This is a genomic window from Acinetobacter sp. NigerLNRRAM0016 (assembly GCF_054112845.1).
This window is the reverse complement of record NZ_JBSYVT010000005.1, coordinates 29,140-46,695: the sequence shown is the minus strand read 5'-3', so window position 1 is coordinate 46,695 and position 17,556 is coordinate 29,140. Positions and strand designations below refer to the sequence as shown.

The 17,556-nt window shown below is 39.3% G+C and carries 14 protein-coding genes and 1 pseudogene; 10 read left to right on the top strand and 5 right to left on the bottom strand.

All coding sequences use genetic code 11. The annotated features are described in order from the left end of the window. Window positions 1-133: 133 nt before the first annotated feature. On the top strand, window positions 134-1,057 hold the full coding sequence (gene ctlX, locus ACWQ4X_RS05165) for a citrulline utilization hydrolase CtlX (RefSeq protein ID WP_457902945.1): 924 nt from the start codon (window positions 134-136) through the stop codon (window positions 1,055-1,057). 98 nt (window positions 1,058-1,155) lie between these two features. Further along, window positions 1,156-2,574 (top strand): amino acid permease, encoded by a 1,419-nt coding sequence (locus ACWQ4X_RS05160; RefSeq protein WP_100240788.1) that lies wholly within the window; start codon window positions 1,156-1,158, stop codon window positions 2,572-2,574. 173 nt (window positions 2,575-2,747) lie between these two features. On the opposite strand, the gene ACWQ4X_RS05155 is transcribed toward ACWQ4X_RS05160, so the two are convergent. Next, window positions 2,748-3,170 (bottom strand): Lrp/AsnC family transcriptional regulator, encoded by a 423-nt coding sequence (locus ACWQ4X_RS05155; RefSeq protein ID WP_457902944.1) that lies wholly within the window; start codon window positions 3,168-3,170, stop codon window positions 2,748-2,750. Between the two features lie 457 nt (window positions 3,171-3,627). Between ACWQ4X_RS05155 and ACWQ4X_RS05150 the strand changes: the two genes are divergently transcribed. The 6 genes from ACWQ4X_RS05150 (at window position 3,628) to ACWQ4X_RS05125 (ending at window position 10,537) form a co-directional block, all read left to right on the top strand. Beyond that, the gene (locus ACWQ4X_RS05150) at window positions 3,628-4,857 is read left to right on the top strand and encodes a bifunctional succinylornithine transaminase/acetylornithine transaminase (protein WP_457902943.1); all 1,230 of its coding nucleotides are present in this window, start codon (window positions 3,628-3,630) and stop codon (window positions 4,855-4,857) included. Then, window positions 4,858-5,895, top strand: a complete 1,038-nt coding sequence (gene astA, locus ACWQ4X_RS05145) for an arginine N-succinyltransferase (protein ID WP_457902942.1) — start codon at window positions 4,858-4,860, stop codon at window positions 5,893-5,895. Next, complete coding sequence (gene astD / locus ACWQ4X_RS05140) at window positions 5,892-7,358, top strand: succinylglutamate-semialdehyde dehydrogenase (protein WP_457902941.1); 1,467 nt, start codon at window positions 5,892-5,894, stop codon at window positions 7,356-7,358. The genes astA and astD overlap by 4 nt, the downstream gene beginning before the upstream one ends. A gap of 522 nt (window positions 7,359-7,880) precedes the next feature. Further along, window positions 7,881-9,344 carry an amino acid permease gene (locus tag ACWQ4X_RS05135; RefSeq protein ID WP_216071761.1) on the top strand — a complete coding sequence of 488 codons (1,464 nt, stop codon included), beginning with the start codon at window positions 7,881-7,883 and terminating at the stop codon, window positions 9,342-9,344. 234 nt (window positions 9,345-9,578) lie between these two features. Further along, window positions 9,579-10,052, top strand: a complete 474-nt coding sequence (locus tag ACWQ4X_RS05130) for a hypothetical protein (protein WP_457902940.1) — start codon at window positions 9,579-9,581, stop codon at window positions 10,050-10,052. A 41-nt stretch (window positions 10,053-10,093) separates the two neighbouring features. Next, window positions 10,094-10,537 carry a hypothetical protein gene (locus ACWQ4X_RS05125; RefSeq protein ID WP_457902939.1) on the top strand — a complete coding sequence of 148 codons (444 nt, stop codon included), beginning with the start codon at window positions 10,094-10,096 and terminating at the stop codon, window positions 10,535-10,537. Window positions 10,538-10,612: 75 nt separating this feature from the next. On the opposite strand, the gene ACWQ4X_RS05120 is transcribed toward ACWQ4X_RS05125, so the two are convergent. Further along, entirely contained in the window at window positions 10,613-11,692 is a 1,080-nt protein-coding gene (locus tag ACWQ4X_RS05120) for an asparaginase (RefSeq protein WP_457902938.1), read from the bottom strand. Between the two features lie 304 nt (window positions 11,693-11,996). On the opposite strand from ACWQ4X_RS05120, the pseudogene ACWQ4X_RS05115 reads away from it, so the two are divergent. Together ACWQ4X_RS05115 and ACWQ4X_RS05110 are read left to right on the top strand one after the other, a co-directional pair. Beyond that, window positions 11,997-13,297, top strand: a pseudogene (locus ACWQ4X_RS05115) (dicarboxylate/amino acid:cation symporter). A 576-nt stretch (window positions 13,298-13,873) separates the two neighbouring features. After that, window positions 13,874-14,110 (top strand): hypothetical protein, encoded by a 237-nt coding sequence (locus tag ACWQ4X_RS05110; protein ID WP_142768770.1) that lies wholly within the window; start codon window positions 13,874-13,876, stop codon window positions 14,108-14,110. 231 nt (window positions 14,111-14,341) lie between these two features. Here the strand turns inward: ACWQ4X_RS05110 and ACWQ4X_RS05105 are convergent, their stop codons facing one another. The 3 genes from ACWQ4X_RS05105 to ACWQ4X_RS05095 all read right to left on the bottom strand — a co-directional run bounded on the left by ACWQ4X_RS05105 (window position 14,342) and on the right by ACWQ4X_RS05095 (window position 17,517). Then, window positions 14,342-15,397, bottom strand: a complete 1,056-nt coding sequence (locus ACWQ4X_RS05105; RefSeq protein ID WP_100240777.1) for an aromatic ring-hydroxylating oxygenase subunit alpha — start codon at window positions 15,395-15,397, stop codon at window positions 14,342-14,344. A 43-nt stretch (window positions 15,398-15,440) separates the two neighbouring features. Then, complete coding sequence (locus tag ACWQ4X_RS05100) at window positions 15,441-16,412, bottom strand: PDR/VanB family oxidoreductase (protein ID WP_457902937.1); 972 nt, start codon at window positions 16,410-16,412, stop codon at window positions 15,441-15,443. 64 nt (window positions 16,413-16,476) lie between these two features. Beyond that, window positions 16,477-17,517: a Rieske 2Fe-2S domain-containing protein gene (locus tag ACWQ4X_RS05095; RefSeq protein ID WP_457902936.1), complete on the bottom strand. Its 1,041-nt coding sequence runs from the start codon at window positions 17,515-17,517 to the stop codon at window positions 16,477-16,479. Between the last annotated feature and the right edge of the window lie 39 nt (window positions 17,518-17,556).

Below are 17,556 nucleotides of genomic sequence, written 5' to 3'. Positions count from 1 at the left end.
ATAAATTTATTTACCCATTTTGATTCTCAATAATAGTGAAAAGTTCAATAGTTTAAGCATAAAAAGATGCACCTTAATGAAGATCTTTTAAGAAACAATGAACTTTTCCTTATAATTTTATTGAGTATTTTCTATGCAAACGACAGATACCGTTTTGATGGTAAGACCTGCGACTTTTTATGGTAATCCGCAAACGTTACAAACTAATTCTTTTCAAAAAAAATGTGAAAAAGATGCTTTGGTAACTCAACAAGCTCAACATGCATTTGATGAATATCACGATGTGCTGCTACGTGCAGGTGTTAATGTTTTAGTAATTCAGGATGCTGAAATTCATGAAACACCTGATTCTATTTTTCCTAATAACTGGATCAGCACCTCTACAGATGCCACGATATTTACTTTTCCAATGGAAGCTTTAAATCGTCGTCGTGAACGACGCCCTGAAATATTGAAGGCGTTACATCAGCAATTTATCTGTAATAAACACATAGACTTATCTCCATACGAAAATCAGGGAATGTATTTTGAAGGTACAGGTGTCTTAATTTTAGAACACGAATATCGTCAAGCTTTTGTTTGTCGCTCATCACGTAGTGCAACATTGGTGGGGGAGGAATACGCAAAATTGGCAGGCTATGATCTGTTTTGGTTTGATGCAGTTGACCGTACTGGCAATGCCATTTATCACACAAATGTCATGATGAGTGTAGGCAAACGCTTTGCTGTTGTTTGCCTTGAATCTGTGAAAAATAATGAAGAACGCCACGATTTAATTAGCCATTTGGAACGCTGCGGCAAAATGATCATTGATGTTAGTTATAGCCAAATGGAAAATTTCACCTGTAATATCTTAGAGTTAAAGAACAAGAATAATCAACCTGTGTACGCAATGTCTCAACGCGCATGGCAAGCCTTTACACCAGAACAGCAACATCAATTATCCAATTATGCACATATTGCTTTAGCACCTATCGATGTCATTGAAGATTTCGGCGGAGGTGGAGCACGCTGCATGCTGGCTGAAATTTTCCTAACACATCAGACAGCCGATTAACTAAACACAAATTATTAAGATGGCAGCATTCAATACAGTGATTTTAGGAAGTAAATCATTGAGTACTTAATCGCATTTATTATTGGTAAGGGGATGAAATGGAAATCAAATCATCAGATATGACTGTAGTATCTACAGAACAAGAAGTTCATTTACAGAAGAAACTCGAAAACCGTCACATTCAATTAATTGCAATTGGTGGAGCGATTGGAACAGGCTTATTTATGGGATCGGGTAAGACCATTCATTTATCAGGCTCATCCATCATTCTCACCTATACGATAGTCGGCTTTTTTATGTTTATCGTCATGAGAGCCTTGGGAGAGTTACTACTTTCCAATACAAACTATCGTTCATTTGCAGATTTCACAGGTGAATATTTAGGGAATTGGACAGGTTTTTTTATTGGATGGACATATTGGCTCAGTTGGGTTGTTGCCTGTATTGGCGATGTCGTAGTGATAGGCGGATATTTTCAATTTTGGTTTCCAGACATTCCTTTATGGGTCCCCGCATTTTCAGCTTTAACCTTGTTGATTCTGCTCAATGCATTGTCCGTTAAAGCATTTGGCGAAGCCGAATTCTGGTTTGCAATCATTAAGGTTTGTGCCATTGTCCTATTAATTATGGTTGGCTTCTGGATGATTTTTACTGGCTTTAAATCTCCAAATGGCGTACAAGCATCCTTTCACCATGTGATTGAATCTGGAACTATTTTTCCAAATGGAGCACTGGGTTTTATTGCGGGTTTTCAAATTGCTATTTTTTCGTTTATCGGCATTGAGCTGGTCGGTGTAACCGCAGCAGAAACTAAAAATCCTGAACGGAATTTACCTCGAGCCATCAATTCGATTCCGATCCGCATTATGCTGTTTTACGTGCTGTCACTGGTTTGTATTATTTCCGTGACCTCTTGGCATTATATTGCGCCTGATAAAAGTCCATTTGTCGAACTCTTTACACTTTCAGGATTGCCCGCAGCTGCAGCAGTCATCAATTTTGTGGTATTAACTTCTGCATTTTCATCCGCGAATAGTGGTGTTTTCTCCACGAGCCGAATGTTATTTGGCTTAGCTTGGAAGAAACAAGCACCTCAAACTTTTAAAGTATTATCCAAAGCCAATATTCCATTAAGAGGATTGATTATTTCTGGATTTTGTATGTTTTCAGGAGCTGTACTTTTAATTTTTATTCCTAATGTTATGACTTTATTTACCTTATTATCGACACTGTCAGCAATCTTGCTCATTTTTATTTGGTCGTTAATTATTTTGGCGTACTTAGCATATCGCAAGAAACGTCCAGACTTACATTTAAGTTCAATATACAAAATGCCTGCAGGCAAGGTGCTTTCTTGGATGTGTCTGATTTTCTTTGGTTTTGTCTTAATTGCTATTTGTCTTAAACAAGATACGCGTGTCGGACTGTATCTCGCTCCATTTTGGTTTGCTTGGTTAGCGATTGCCTATTTCTATAAAGATAAAATGAATGACTATATTTCAAAAAAATGGTCATAAGTTTTTAAATTTAATGTAAGAATAAATGGGAGTATTCGAAAATTAACTTAGAACGCTTTTAACCTTTAATGCAAATTCTAGGTAGGAAGTATGAATATAACCTACCTAGAAAATATTTAGAAAATTATATGCTTATCATTAGCTTATAAAAATTGCTCACAAAAAAGCTATAACTAAGTCTTAAACGTTGACAGCAAAATACTGGTTTCACTGTTATATATTCCTGAAATACAACGAATTCTCTCTAAAACCTTATCAAAGTTTTCCAGTGAATCTGCTTGAATCTCGACCAAAATATCCCATTTGCCATTGGTTTTATGCAAACGCTCAACTGCGGAATCTAGGCGTAATTCACTAATCACCGAACGGGCTTTTGTGCCTTCCACCATAATACTCATCCATGCACGGATAATATTTCGATCGACATCTGGACGATAGCGTACGGTATATCCCGTGATAATTCCCGCCGACTCCATATAATCAATTCGACTTTTAATGGTTGGTCGAGATACTCCAGCTTTTTCTGCCAAATCCGTGACAGATATTCGAGCATTTTCTTTAAGCAAACCTAGAATGATTTGATCAATTTCACTCATTTTGCATCCTGCAATTGTCAATTTGGAAAAAAATAATTCATTTTAAAAAAAAGTACAAATTTTTTTACTCATTTTGATTTTGAATAATATAGAAATGCGCTAGGCCTGCGGAAGACTCAGTTTATTTCAAAACTAAAAACCGCATGGGATTCATTCAAGATGAAGTTGATGATCATCTTTCTTCGAAGATTCCTAGCGCCATGGAAGCTCAAATTGTTAAGGGAAAAATCGATGACCTCAGCTTATAACCATCATGCACAAACGATGATTAAACATCATTTTTCCCTATCTTGGATTTTACTCGGTCTTGCAGGATCCGAAACAAATTCTAGTTTTCTATAACAATTCAGCTTCACAGAATTTAGGCGCATTGCACAGAGATATTAGGACTTTTCTTTGGCGATTTTGACAACGCGTTAAAGATAAATAAATTTGGAAATATTGAAGAGGAAGCAAAATGAATAACGTCGCCGTGAATCGTGCAAATTTTAATGATTGGATGGTTCCAGTTTTTGCACCAGCAAATTTCATCTTGGTTCGTGGTCAAGGCTCTCAAGTTTGGGATCAAAATGAAAAGCAATACATCGATTTCGCAGGTGGTATTGCAGTAAACGCCCTTGGTCACGCGCACCCAGTGCCTGTTCAAGCCATGACTGAACAGGCAACTAAGCTATGGCACATTGGCAATGGTTATACCAATGAACCCGTTCTGCGTTTAGCCAAACAGTTGGTTGAAAATACTTTTGCAGACAAAGTTTTCTTCTGTAACTCAGGTGCAGAAGCCAATGAAGCGGCATTAAAACTTGCACGTAAGGTCGGTTTACTCAGTGGCAATCCGCAGAAAAACCAAATTGTTGCGTTTAAAAATGCCTTTCACGGTCGTACCTTGTTCACCGTAACTGCAGGTGGTCAGCCAAAGTACTCTCAAGATTTCGCACCATTACCAGAAGGTATTCAGCATACAGCGTTTAATGACTTAGAGCAGGCAAAAGCAGTCATCAATGAAAATACCTGTGCGGTGATTGTTGAGCCGATTCAAGGTGAAGGTGGTGTATTACCGGCTGATTTAGAATTTTTAAAAGGCTTACGCCAACTCTGTGATGAACATGGCGCAGTGCTTATTTTTGATGAAGTACAAACGGGTGTGGGTCGTACAGGTTCATTGTATGCCTACATGAATACAGGGGTTACTCCTGACATTTTAACCACGGCTAAAGCATTGGGCGGTGGTTTCCCAATCGGTGCAATGATTACCACAGACAAATACGCAAACATGTATGCCGTAGGTGATCATGGGACAACATATGGCGGCAACCCATTGGCGTGTGCGGTAGCAAATGCGGTGTTTGAATTCATCAATACACCAGAAGTTCTAGAAGGCGTTCAGCAACGTTTTGATCATTTTGTCAGTGGTCTCAACAAAATCAATGCCAAATTTAATGTGTTTGAGCAAATCCGTGGTCAAGGCTTACTGATTGGCTGTGTGCTTAAAGCTGAGCATGCGGGTCAAGCCAAAACGATTGTGAACTTGGCTGGTGAAGAAGGCTTACTGGCACTGGTTGCAGGTCCAAATGTCGTTCGTTTCACACCGTCACTGATTATTCCATTTGAAGATATCGATGAAGGGCTACGCCGTTTTGAACAAGCCCTAGAAAAATTTGCTCAAGAATTGAAGGAGTGTGCATAAATGATGATTATCCGTTATATCCGCGAAGACGATATCAATGATATTTACCAACTTGCCGAAAAAGCAGGCTATGGACTGACATCATTACAGCCAAACTTGGAAATTTTGGCGGCAAAACTGAAACGTGCTTGCGATACCGTGCGCGGTAAATTAAGCAAAGCAGATCAAGGTTATTTCTTTGTTCTAGAAGATACCAGTATTAACAAGGTGGTGGGACTTTGCGGTATTGAAGTTGCACTAGGCTTAAGTGAGCCTTGGTACAACTTCCATGTGGGCACTCAGGTTCATTCTTCAAAAAATTTAAATGTGTATAAAGCGCATCAAACTTTGTTTTTGAGTAATGACCATACTACATGTAGTGAATTGTGTACCTTGTTCCTCGATCCTGATTATCGTAAAGACATGAACGGAAAATTCCTGTCAAAAATCCGCTTCTTGTTCATCGCGGCGTTTAGACATCTTTTTGAAAAACGCATTGTCGCAGAAATGCGTGGCTATTCAGATGATGTTGGTAATTCACCATTCTGGGATGCTGTCGGACATAAATTCTTCGATATGGAATTTAGAAAGGCAGATTATCTGAGTGGTACAGGGCAGAAGTCATTTATTGCTGAATTGATGCCACGTTATCCGATTTACGTCGATATGTTGCCTGCGGCAGCGAAAGAAGTGATTGGTAAAGTTCATCCAAATACCTTACCTGCCTACAAATTATTGTTGGGTGAAGGTTTACGTTTCCAAGGTTATGTCGACATTTTCGATGGCGGTGCAACCTTAGAAGCAGATGTTGAAAACTTACGTTCAATTAAAGAAAGCTTGGTTCTTCAAGTTGCGATTGTTGAAACAGCAACTTTGAATGAAGCAGAACCTTATTTAATTTCAAATGACCATTACCAAGAGTTCCGTGGCATTTTGGTTCAGCATGATCCAAAGCAAAAAACCATTCAGTTGACTCAAGCACAGGCTGAACAACTTAAAGTGGCGCAAGGTGATGTTGTACGTGTTTTGTCTCTCAATCCAAAAGAGCACAAAGCATGATTCAGGGCAAGCAATTCATCAACGGGCAATGGCTGGATGGGCAGGGTACAGACTGGATCAAAACCGATCCAGTCAGCAACCAAGTACTTTGGACGGCACATGAAGCCAATTCTGCCGATGTAGAAGAAGCCACGCTTGCAGCGCGTGAAGCTTTTCCTGCATGGGCGAAGCGTCCAATTGAACAGCGCATCGAGATGATTGAACGTTTTGCGGCATTGCTCGAGCAGAATAAAAAACATCTGGCAGAAGTCATTAGCCAAGAAACCAGCAAACCACTTTGGGAAACACTCACGGAAGTACAGTCCATGATTGCCAAAGTGGCAATTTCTGTGCGTGCTTATCATCAAAGAACGGGTGCTAGTGAAACCGTGATGGCTGATGGCGTGGCATCTTTGCGCCATCGTCCACATGGCGTTTTGGCAGTCTTTGGTCAGTACAATTTTCCAGGTCATTTACCAAATGGACATATTGTTCCTGCCTTAATTGCTGGAAATACCATTGTATTTAAACCAAGTGAACTCACGCCGTGGACCGCTGAAGAAACGGTAAAACTATGGCAACAAGCGGGTTTACCTGAGGGTGTGTTGAATCTGGTACAAGGTGGACGTCAAACAGGTGAAGCACTGGCGGCTTCAGCTCAGATTGATGGTTTGCTTTTCACAGGCAGTGCCAATACAGGCTATCACTTGCATAAACAAATGGCAGGTAGTCCAGAGAAAATTCTCGCTTTAGAAATGGGTGGTAATAACGCACTCATTATTGATGAAGTGACGGAACTCGATGCCGTGGTGCATTTGGCGATTCAATCTGCCTTTGTTTCAGCAGGACAACGTTGTACCTGTGCACGACGCATTTTGGTGAAAGAAGGTGCCAATGGCGATGCCTTTGTTCAACGTTTCGTTGAAGCAGCGAGCAAGCTGGTGGTTGGTACTTGGAATGCTGAACCTCAACCATTTATGGGTGGGGTGATTTCATCTCAGGCAGCAGATCAGATTCTTAAGGCACAAGCTAATCTGATTTCTTTAGGTGCAAAAACACTGTTAGCAATGACTCGACCTCAGTTAGACAGTTCATTGCTGACAGCTGGCATTCTGGATGTCACCGATGTGAATGTTCCTGATGAAGAATACTTCGGACCATTAACGACTATCTGCCGTTATAAAGATTTCGATGCAGCATTAAACATCGCAAACAATACCCGCTTTGGCTTATCCGTGGGTTTGGTTTCACCAGATCGAGCATTGTTTGAGCGTCTGTTAATTGAGGCGCGTGCAGGAATCGTGAACTGGAACAAGCCTTTGACAGGTGCATCGAGTGCTGCACCATTTGGTGGTGTAGGAGCTTCAGGCAATCATCGTGCAAGTGCATTTTATGCAGCTGATTATTGTGCTTGGCCAATGGCTTCACTGGAAAGCGACAAGGTGGTTTTGCCTGAGAACCTTTCACCTGGTATTTGTTTATAAATATTTGAGCATTTGAATGCTCAAATATCTTCAGAATTGGATTGATGGCGATTATTTTAAAGCCATCAATTCTTAAAATAAAACACACTAGAGTAATGGATAATTGCAACCATTTTCTGCATATTTTTTAGCTAAACGTTTATTTTAAGCTAAACAAGTGTTCTTAAATTAAGCAAAAATAAAATGCAATTAAACCTAAAAGTTTTAAGTGTGCTGTATGATCCACGCTTTTATTATTTCGGCTAAATATAGTACTGAAAAGCGACTGTTTGGATTAAATCTTTGGCATTCATTTCACATTCTTATTGGAGTGATTATTGAGTTTTAAATAAAACTTATTTGAGCAATCCCTTTAATAAAGTAGTCAGGCAAGACTTAAAACAAACAATATAAATGAATTTTATTCAGACCTATTTAAATTAACGACGGTTATTAATTTAAATCATTGAGATTATTCATTATGTAAGTTGAGTCGGCATTAAAGGGCTTGTAACAAGTGTTTAAATTGGAGTAGACAACTACATGAGTACGGAAAAGGGAAAGCCATTTCTAGAGGGAGATCTTCTTGGTAGTCAGCATATGACTGAGCAAGAAGAAGAAAAATTACAACGCTCATTAACCAATCGTCATATTCAGATGATTGCTATTGGCGGTGCAATTGGCACAGGTTTATTTATGGGGTCTGGTAAAACACTGAGTGTTTCTGGGACTTCAATTATCCTCACATATTTAATTATTGGTTTTTTCTTCTTCTTCGTCATGCGTGCGATGGGGGAATTGCTTCTTGCAAATACCAACTTTAAAACATTTGCCGATTTTGCAACTGCATATTTAGGCCCTTGGGCGGGATTCTTTCTAGGCTGGTCCTATTGGTGTAACTGGATTATTACGGCAATCGCAGACGTCATTGTCATTGGGGGATACATGCAATTCTGGTATCCAGACATGCCCGTATGGATTCCTGCATTTGCATCGCTCGCCATTCTCACCATCTTGAACTTTGTCGCCGTCAGGATATTCGGTGAACTCGAGTTCTGGTTCTCCTTAATTAAAATTACCGCCATTATTCTATTTATTGTTGCGGGTCTTTATTTAATTAGTACCAGCTTTGTCTCGCCAAATGGTGTGACTGCATCTTTCTCACATGTTTTTGAAAGCGGTTCAATGTTCCCATATGGTTTAACTGGCTTCTTGGCTGGTTTCCAAATTGCAATTTTTGCCTTTGTCGGTATTGAATTGGTGGGTACAACTGCGGCAGAAACTAAAGATCCTCATAAATCACTACCGAAAGCCATCAACTCAATTCCATTACGTATTTTGTTGTTCTATGTAGGCTCTCTGATCTGTATTATTGCAGTGACTTCTTGGGCACAGGTTTCTCCAGAAAAGAGTCCATATGTAGAAATGTTTACCCATGTGGGATTACCAATTGCTGCGGGCTTAATTAACTTCGTTGTCGCCACTTCAGCATTATCCTCTGCGAACAGTGGTATTTTCGCGACCAGTCGTATGTTATACGGTTTGTCTTTAGAAAATGATGCACCGAAAAGCTTTAGTAAGTTGTCAAAAAGTAAAGTTCCAATCCGTGGTTTAGTGTTTTCTATGGTGTGTGTAACACTTGGAACCTCAATTTTATTTATTGTTCCAAATGTCATGACAGCATTTACCATTATCTCTGCACTGACTTCAATTTTATGTATTTTTACATTTATGTTAATTGTGCTTTCCTACATTGCATATCGTAAAAAAGATCCTGAATTACATCAGCAATCTAACTACAAAATGCCGGGCGGATTATTTATGGCATGGTTCACCCTGTTATTCTTGGCATTCACTATTGTTATTTTAGCATTTGATCACGATACATTAGTGGCGCTGGTGCTTTCTCCAATTTGGTTTATTGGTCTATTTATTGGTTATCGTTATAAAAAGAAAAAACTATTACAACTTAGCCTATTAGATCAGAGTAAAGCAGATTACGTTTAATCCCTGTATTAAACTTATTTTTAAATAGCTAGGATGCATTCATCCTAGCTATTTTATTTTTATGTATTAGAAATATATTAAATAGTTGAAAAGTAAACATTCACACAAAAATAAGGATAAATTTCAATAAGATTTGTTTTATTTAAAATTATTTCAGCGCTTTTTTTTTCGGAAAAAAAAGCTTAGAGTATCTCTATAACAAAAATCTTCTCACGGATTAAGGGGAGTCATAAAATGAAAAATATGTATAAAACAATCAGTGCTTTGTGCTTCTTCAGTCTTACATCAGCCCTGACACAAGCTGCGACGCCATCCGAACTTGCACAACTGAATAATATTTCGATAAATGCCAAGGACAGTGCATCAGAAAATTCAAAAGAACAATATCCGACCAATACCTCCATGCTCTCCAGTGCAGCTTTATCTATAGCTTCAATTTCTGCATTAGCCCAATACGCAGATAGTTCGAATAAAAAGAATGAAAGCCTACAAATTCCACCAGAAATAAAAAATCTGGAAGAAACTAAAGCAAACTCTGCAACATCTGTATTCAAGCGTTATAACTATCAATTAACGGGTCGTTCAGCTGACTATAGCTCTAAAACCAACTACTGGTGGAATTCAAGCAATTCGAGTTGTATTGCAACGGTCACTTACAATGGTCGTATCAACACCATTAATAAAGTGAGTTCATCTGATTGTGAGTAATGTCATACCATTATAAAAGGATGTACCGAATAAATAAAAAGTTGAGTCGTACATGTCTGATCCTTTTGGCATTGTGTAGTTTCAATACGGCACATGCTATCGATGCTAAATACAGAACCAAGTTAGAGCAGTCGGGTTGTACCCAAATGTCTGAAATGATGGGCTGTGATATTAATAAAACCAAAGCTGAGAATGAAAAAGCTGGTTTTGGTGCAGACTCTTATCCTATGCATCATCATGCTTATGCAGGGCAATGGGTGGCAAAAAATGCTAGTACAGGACAAACCGTTGCCACCATACGGGTAGATAATGATGAAAATGTCTGGGTGAATGGCAAAAAAGTTACCGCCAAAAGAAGTGATGGTGGCTTAGTCTTTAAGCAAGGGTTTATTCAATATCGGCTAGAAGGCAACTCAATGCATGGAAATGCAGGCTCTTGGTATGATTCTGATGCTCAAACCACAGGTCCAATTAAGCTGGAATAAAGACTGTATGTATTCATTTTTATTCAAAAAAAGAAAGCCAGATTCTTGAATCTGGCTTTCTTTATATCACTCGGCTTACACTAATGCTTTATATTTCCAAAACATGTCCTGAATTTGCTTGGCATCATTGGTTTTAGTCAGTGCCAATGCCGTTAAAATTCGGGCTTTTTGTGGATTTAAGTCATGTGCTGCAATCCAGCCATATTTGTCATCTGGTTGTTCCGCATTACGAATCACAAAACCTTGAGCCACACGTGATGAACGAACAATCTGAATGCCTTGCTCATCATGCAGTTTTCTTACTTCAGGCACTAGGTAATTCGCCATAGAACCATTGCCTGTACCCGCATGAATAATCGCTTTTACACCAGCTTTGGCAAATGCTTGGTAAGCATCTGGCATCATATTGTCAGAACCATAAACAATCTGCACACTTGGTAACGCATCACCCTGAATTTTCTCAATATTAAATTCAGAGTTGTTGGTATTTTTCTTCACGGAACTTCTGAACCAATAGGGTTTTCCTTCAACTAAAGTCCCTAAAGCACCCCATTGGCTAACAAAAGCACTGGTATGAATATTAATCCCTTTGGTCACATCACGTGCCGCAAAAATAGAATCATTCATCAAGACCATAACGCCTCTATTTTTTGCCTCATCTGAAGAAGCAAGTGCAACCGCGCTATACAGGCTTAATGGACCATCCGCAGATAGGGCAGTTGAAGGGCGCATAGAGCCAACCAATACAATTGGCTTCTCTGTATGTACTACTAAATTCAGGAAAAATGCTGTCTCTTCCATGGTGTCTGTACCGTGGGTAATGACCACACCGTTTACAGAAGGTTTCTTCACTAAATCATTGACTTGGCGCGCCAAAGACAATAACTCTTTGTCGGTAATACTTTCAGATGCAACTTGAAGCGCCTGAATACCCGTCACATTTGCCAGCTCATTAACTTGTGGTACAGCATTAATCAGTGCATCAACAGGAACTTTAGCTGCACTATAGGTTGCACTGTTGGTCGAGCTTGCACCCGCGCCAGCAATCGTTCCACCTGTAGCAACCACAACCACATTATTTTTTGCATATAGCGCCATAGAAGATGCAAGGAGAGTAAGTGCCAAGCCGCATGTTTGGAGAGTTTTATTTATCATTAACCAGATCCTAGTTCTTTAAATTCCATAAACAACAATGTTTGATTCCTACAAACATTGGCAATATTTAAGAATCTTTGCAGCTAAGCTGCCATTGGCATTTTGTATTAATTCTTAATAATCCCTATGCATTTTTTGCATGAGAAAATACTTTTTTGCATTATTAATTTTTATAAATATTGGTTAGATTCTGCCAACACCCCTAGGTCAAATGGATATTTGGCGTAGAAGGAAGAAAATCATAACATCTTATAAAATAATAAGATGTTTTTATGGATTTTAGGGTATTAAAAGGAAATTTTATATGGATCAGAAAAAACTATTAAAATTTATTCTTGTCGCCATGGTGTCTAGAATATTAATTGGTTGGCTTTTTCATAGTAATTTGAGTCCTACTCAAGCTGAAAATATCGCGTCATATTTCAAGATTCTTACAGATATATTCTTAAGATTAATTAAAATGATTATTGCACCATTGGTATTCGCGACCATCGTTTCTGGTCTGATTTCCATGGGCAAATCATCATCTTTAGGTTCAATCACACTCAAGGCGATGAGTTGGTTTATTGGTGCTTCTCTCATCTCATTATTATTGGGTATGGGCATGGCCAATTTCTTCCAACCAGGCGTAGGAATGAATCTCCCAATTCCTACAGCACCTGTAGATGTAGGCGTAAGTGCAGCCAATCTCAGCATTCAAACCTTTATTACGCATATCTTCCCAAAAAGCTTTGCTGAAGCGATGGCGAATAATGAAATCTTACAGATTCTTATATTCTCGATCTTCTTCGGTTCGCATTAGCATATGTGCATCATCAGCAAGATGAAGGCACTGTTATTGCCAAAATTATTGATGAATTGTGTCGTATCATGTTCCGTATTACGGACTATGTCATGACGTTTTCACCAATTGCTGTATTTGCTGCAATTGCATCGGCAATTACCGTAAAAGGCCCGCAAATCATTCTCGACTATAGTGTTTTTATTGGCGAGTTTTATGCAAGCTTGATCATTCTTTGGGTCATTATTATCAGTGTCGGTTATATCTTTCTTAAAAAGGATGTCTTCCGTTTACTTAAAACTGTACGTGAACCTGTCGCTTTAGGCTTTGCCACTGCAAGTAGTGAGTCTGCGTATCCAAAGTTAATGGCAGCCTTGGAAAAGTTTGGTGTACCTAAACGTATTACCAGTTTTGTGTTGCCTCTCGGTTATTCATTTAACTTAGACGGTTCAATGATTTACATGTCATTTGCAGTGCTGTTCATTGCACAGGCCTATAACATTGAACTGAGCGTTTCTCAACAAATCTTGATGTTATTGACCTTGATGATTACCAGTAAAGGTATTGCAGGGGTATCACGTGCATCATTGGTAGTGATTGCTGCGACATTGGCAATGTTCAAATTACCAGAAGCAGGTATTCTGTTGATTCTTGCAGTTGACCATTTCTTAGATATGGGACGCACAGCAACCAATATTATTGGTAACAGTATCGCAACGGCTGTCGTTGCTAAAACTGAAGGTCATAAAGTTGAGGCTGAAGAAGCTGAATCCGCTTTGGTTCAACCATTAATTCCAAATGACCAGACCACGTATCGTAATTGATCTAAGCTGAATTTCTATTGAGAAAACACCGTGAAAGCGGTGTTTTTTTATTTTTGCTTTCTTGAATAAAACATAACAAGGCTCATTATTTCTTCTTGTTATAAAAAAACACCAGTAACACCACAATGATCAGCAAGATCACAGTAATTATTATTGTTTCCATGGCATGACCTATCTAAAGTAGATTTGCTCTAATTTTAACATAGGCTTATAACTTTGAAATGACTCTTACTATCGACTGGGGGTTTATTTATATGACTGCTGGATGCTGTTCCAGATGTAATTCGAATAAAAAATATAATCTATTGAATTATATTAAATTATAGATAAAAATAGCACACCCATCATATTGAAGGCTCAATCGCAAAAATTGCTGTCATTCATACAATATAGGCTTCTTTTTTGCATGTAGAATTGGTAAATTAGGATAGTTAAGTTGATCACATAATACTCACAGAGTGAAAGTTATCTTGATAAATATCACAAGGAATGGTGATGTCATGTTCAGTCAACTTAATGTCTAATGTAATTTCAACCGAACAGTAAAATTTCAGTCCATGACTTAGGATATTCCTTATGTCACAATTTCTCATCATAGCCAAAAAGTCTGGCGTAGATGTGTACTATGGCACACGTCATGGTAAGCGGACGATATTGGGTTCTCTACCAGAATGGTTAGAGCAGCTCAGTGCAGGGGATTGTTATTACACGGAACAACGGGCGAAAGAGCTGGTGGTATTACTCGAAGCACACTACAAAGACTCGGCGTTGATTACAGATATTTCGATTAAAGCGATTGAATTAGTGCTTTAGCTAAAAACCCATCTCTTCTTCTTTTCAGTTTCTAATTCTCAGCTGATCCACACCATTAGTTCTCTTATTGATTCTTTTAATGCTCTTATTTCCAAAAAATTCTTTATGAATCAGCTTGAAATGGTAAAAGTTTTAAATACAAAGAAGGCCCAAGATCTGATCAATATTTCAGTACTAAAGATCTAAAATGCAATCGATTGGATTACATTTTAGATCAACCCAACAAAACTATTAGACTGTATATCGTTTACTTAAGCCCCAATCTGCCAAAATTCGACGATACATGGTAGAAGAACGGTCTGCTTCAAAATGGGCTTCCATAGTTAAATCCAACGGCAGCTCTTCAGGCTTTTGGGATTCCACCATGTCCTGATCTTCTGCAAAAATTTGTGCATTAAAATCATAGACTTCTTGTAAATCGCCTGTGGTATCGAAGTTACGCGTTAATGGCACAAACAGTCGGGTTTTATTATGTGACACAGGACAGCAGGCATTTAAAATTTTCAGTAGACCTTGGTTTGGAAACTCAATGCTCAAAATGGCTGAGAATGGTGGATAGATATCAAAAACACGTTTCCATAAAAATCCTTCTGGCGCCAAATGTTGTAGCCCATGGGGATAATTACTAACATCACTGATATATTCAGTTTGTAGACCATAATCGGTTTTTACTGTGCTGTATTTAGGCACGACGGGGTTTTCACGACTGGCAAATGCCTCGTGATGTACCCATGCAAAATGTGCAACATCAATAAAGCCTTCCAGTTGACGACCACTAGAACCATTAATGTCGACATAAGGTGGCAAAATAGATTGATGTTCTGCGGTATCCCACGTTTCTAGTACAGGAAAATTTGCGGTATTTGGATCGCGATTTTGAATGCTGGTCCAGATTAAGCCATATTTTTCCACCACGGGGAATTTGGTCAGACTAAAGCGATCAGAAATTTTGGTTAATTCGGGTTGTGCAGGAATTTTGCTACATTTACCTTCCGCGTTATAGCGCAAGCCATGATAAGGACAAATAATCTCCTCACCCTCAACCCAACCTTTGGTTAATGGCACACCACGATGCGGGCAAATATCACGAACCAGATGAATTTGACCAGATTCGGTTTTGTACAATGCCATTTTAATGTCAAGTAAGGTCACTTGCTGCGGTTGCTGCGAGACGTCTTGAATCCGTGCAATCGGATACCAATGCTGTGAAAGAATGTCCCAATCCTGATCTTCAAACTGACTGAAACATGGTTTATTAACTAAATTGATCACGGGGATGGCATTCATGCTGATTTTTCCTAAAAGTTCTGAAATTTAAATTTCAATGTAATTACAATGCAATTTCTAAAAGGGCAGATTTGGCTCGCGAACAACACAAAGCGACATATTGCTCGGCGGCATTTTTTTCATTTTCGGTTTGTACGGTATCCTGATGATCGACTTCCCCTTGATAAACACGTGTTAAGCAAGCGCCACACATGCCCATTTCACAGGAAACCGGTACAGCAATATTTTGCTCTATCAAAGTTTGTGCAATGCTCTTGTTCGCGGGGACCTCAAAACTTTGTCCAGTCGATCGAAGAATGACCCTGAACTCTGCCGATGCTGGATTTGTTTCTAGAGATTTATTTTGGCTAGGGGCAAAAGCTTCCAGTTGGATCTGATCTGCTGACCAACCCAATTGCATGGCTTGCAGCTGACAATGTTGCATGAAGGCTTCTGGACCACATAAATACAGTTGTGTATGGGGATTCGCTTGGTGGCAGATTTCAGGTAAACCATGACGTACACTTTGCCCATGATTACTGAATAAAAGATGACATCGTCCATGTTTGAAACCTTTCTGCCAACGTTTTTTAAATGCGACATCTTCTAAATCTTTTACATAGTAAAAAAGCTCGAAAGGCGTTTGCTGCACGTCTAACTGTTCTGCGAAAGCCAACAATGGCGTAATACCAATGCCAGCAGCCAAAAGGATATAACGCTGTGCGGCAACCAAGGGAAAGGCATTCCGTGGCAATGAAATATTCAGGGTTTGCCCAACTCTTAATTGTTCATGCACATAACGTGAACCACCTCTGGACTGTTGTTCCTTCTTTACACAAATAAGATATTCATTTTGCGCATTGGGGCAACCCGTTAAAGAATATTGACGGATCAACTGATTCGGTAAAAACAGATCAATATGATCACCTGCTTGCCAAGCGGGAAGTGTTTCTTGACCCGCAGGAACAAGGGTAACGGCAAGATTGTTTTTCCCTTGGCGTGAAAGGCGATCGACGACCACAGAAAGTTGTTTCATATCATTGTTCCATATACTTCAATTATTCTTGATTCACATTCACTGGCTGAAAAACAGATGGGTTTTAAGCCAAGAAAAACTCACCAAAACCTGCTTTTTTCAAACTACGACGCAGCATGATGGAACTCCGATCGGCTGGAATATGCGCTTCAATCGTCAAATCTAGAGGTAACCGTTCGGGTTTTTGGGTTTCTACCATCAAACGATCTTCTTCAAAAATTTTTAAGTTGTATTCAATAATGTCTTCGACCTTGTCATTCAAATCGAAGTTTTTCACAATCGGTGCAAACAGACGGGTTTCTTTGGCTGAAACAGGTGAAGCCGCATTCATAATCACCATTTTTGCACCATTACGCAGGTGAATACTTAAGGTTGCAGTAAAGGGCACATGCACTTCAAAGTGACGTAGAATTTTAAAATCTGGCTCCTTTTTAAAGTCATCACTGGCTGGGTAGTCACCAACCGTACTCCAATAATCTGCTGTAAATCCGTAAGTAGTTTCTTGCGTTGCATAGTCTGGAACCAGTTGATTGTTCGGGTCTGCAAAAGTTCCTGTATGTACCCATGCAAAATGCGCGACATCAATAAATCCTTCCACCTGACGACCTGCAAAAGCGTGAATATCAATGGGTGGGCATACGACTTGCTGTACATCTGTTTCATCCCAAAGCGGCATGTGTGGAATCGTTTCATGTTCTAGTGCTAAACACGTCCAGACCAAGCCATAACGAACTTCTGAAGCATAAGTAAAAAGATTTAACTTGGCTGGAATTGCTTGATTTGGACTGGAAGGAATGCGATTGCAGTGACCATGAGCACCAAAACGTAAGCCATGATATGGACACACGACACCTTCACCATCATGTCGCCCTAAGGAAAGTGGTACCCCACGATGTGGGCAAACATCTTTCGCAACCACAATTTGGTCTTCGACCCGATAAATCACCAAAGGCTCATCCAACAATGTAGCTTTGACAGGTGCAGCCTGAATATCCTCTACACGCGCAACGGGATACCAATACTTTGCCAGTAACAACCAGTCTTGTGCTGTAAAAGAACAATGCGCAGGGAGATGTAAATTTAAGGTTGAAATAGGAGCATTCATGTTGTTTCAAGTCATAATCTATCTTTGTCTTTACTTTGA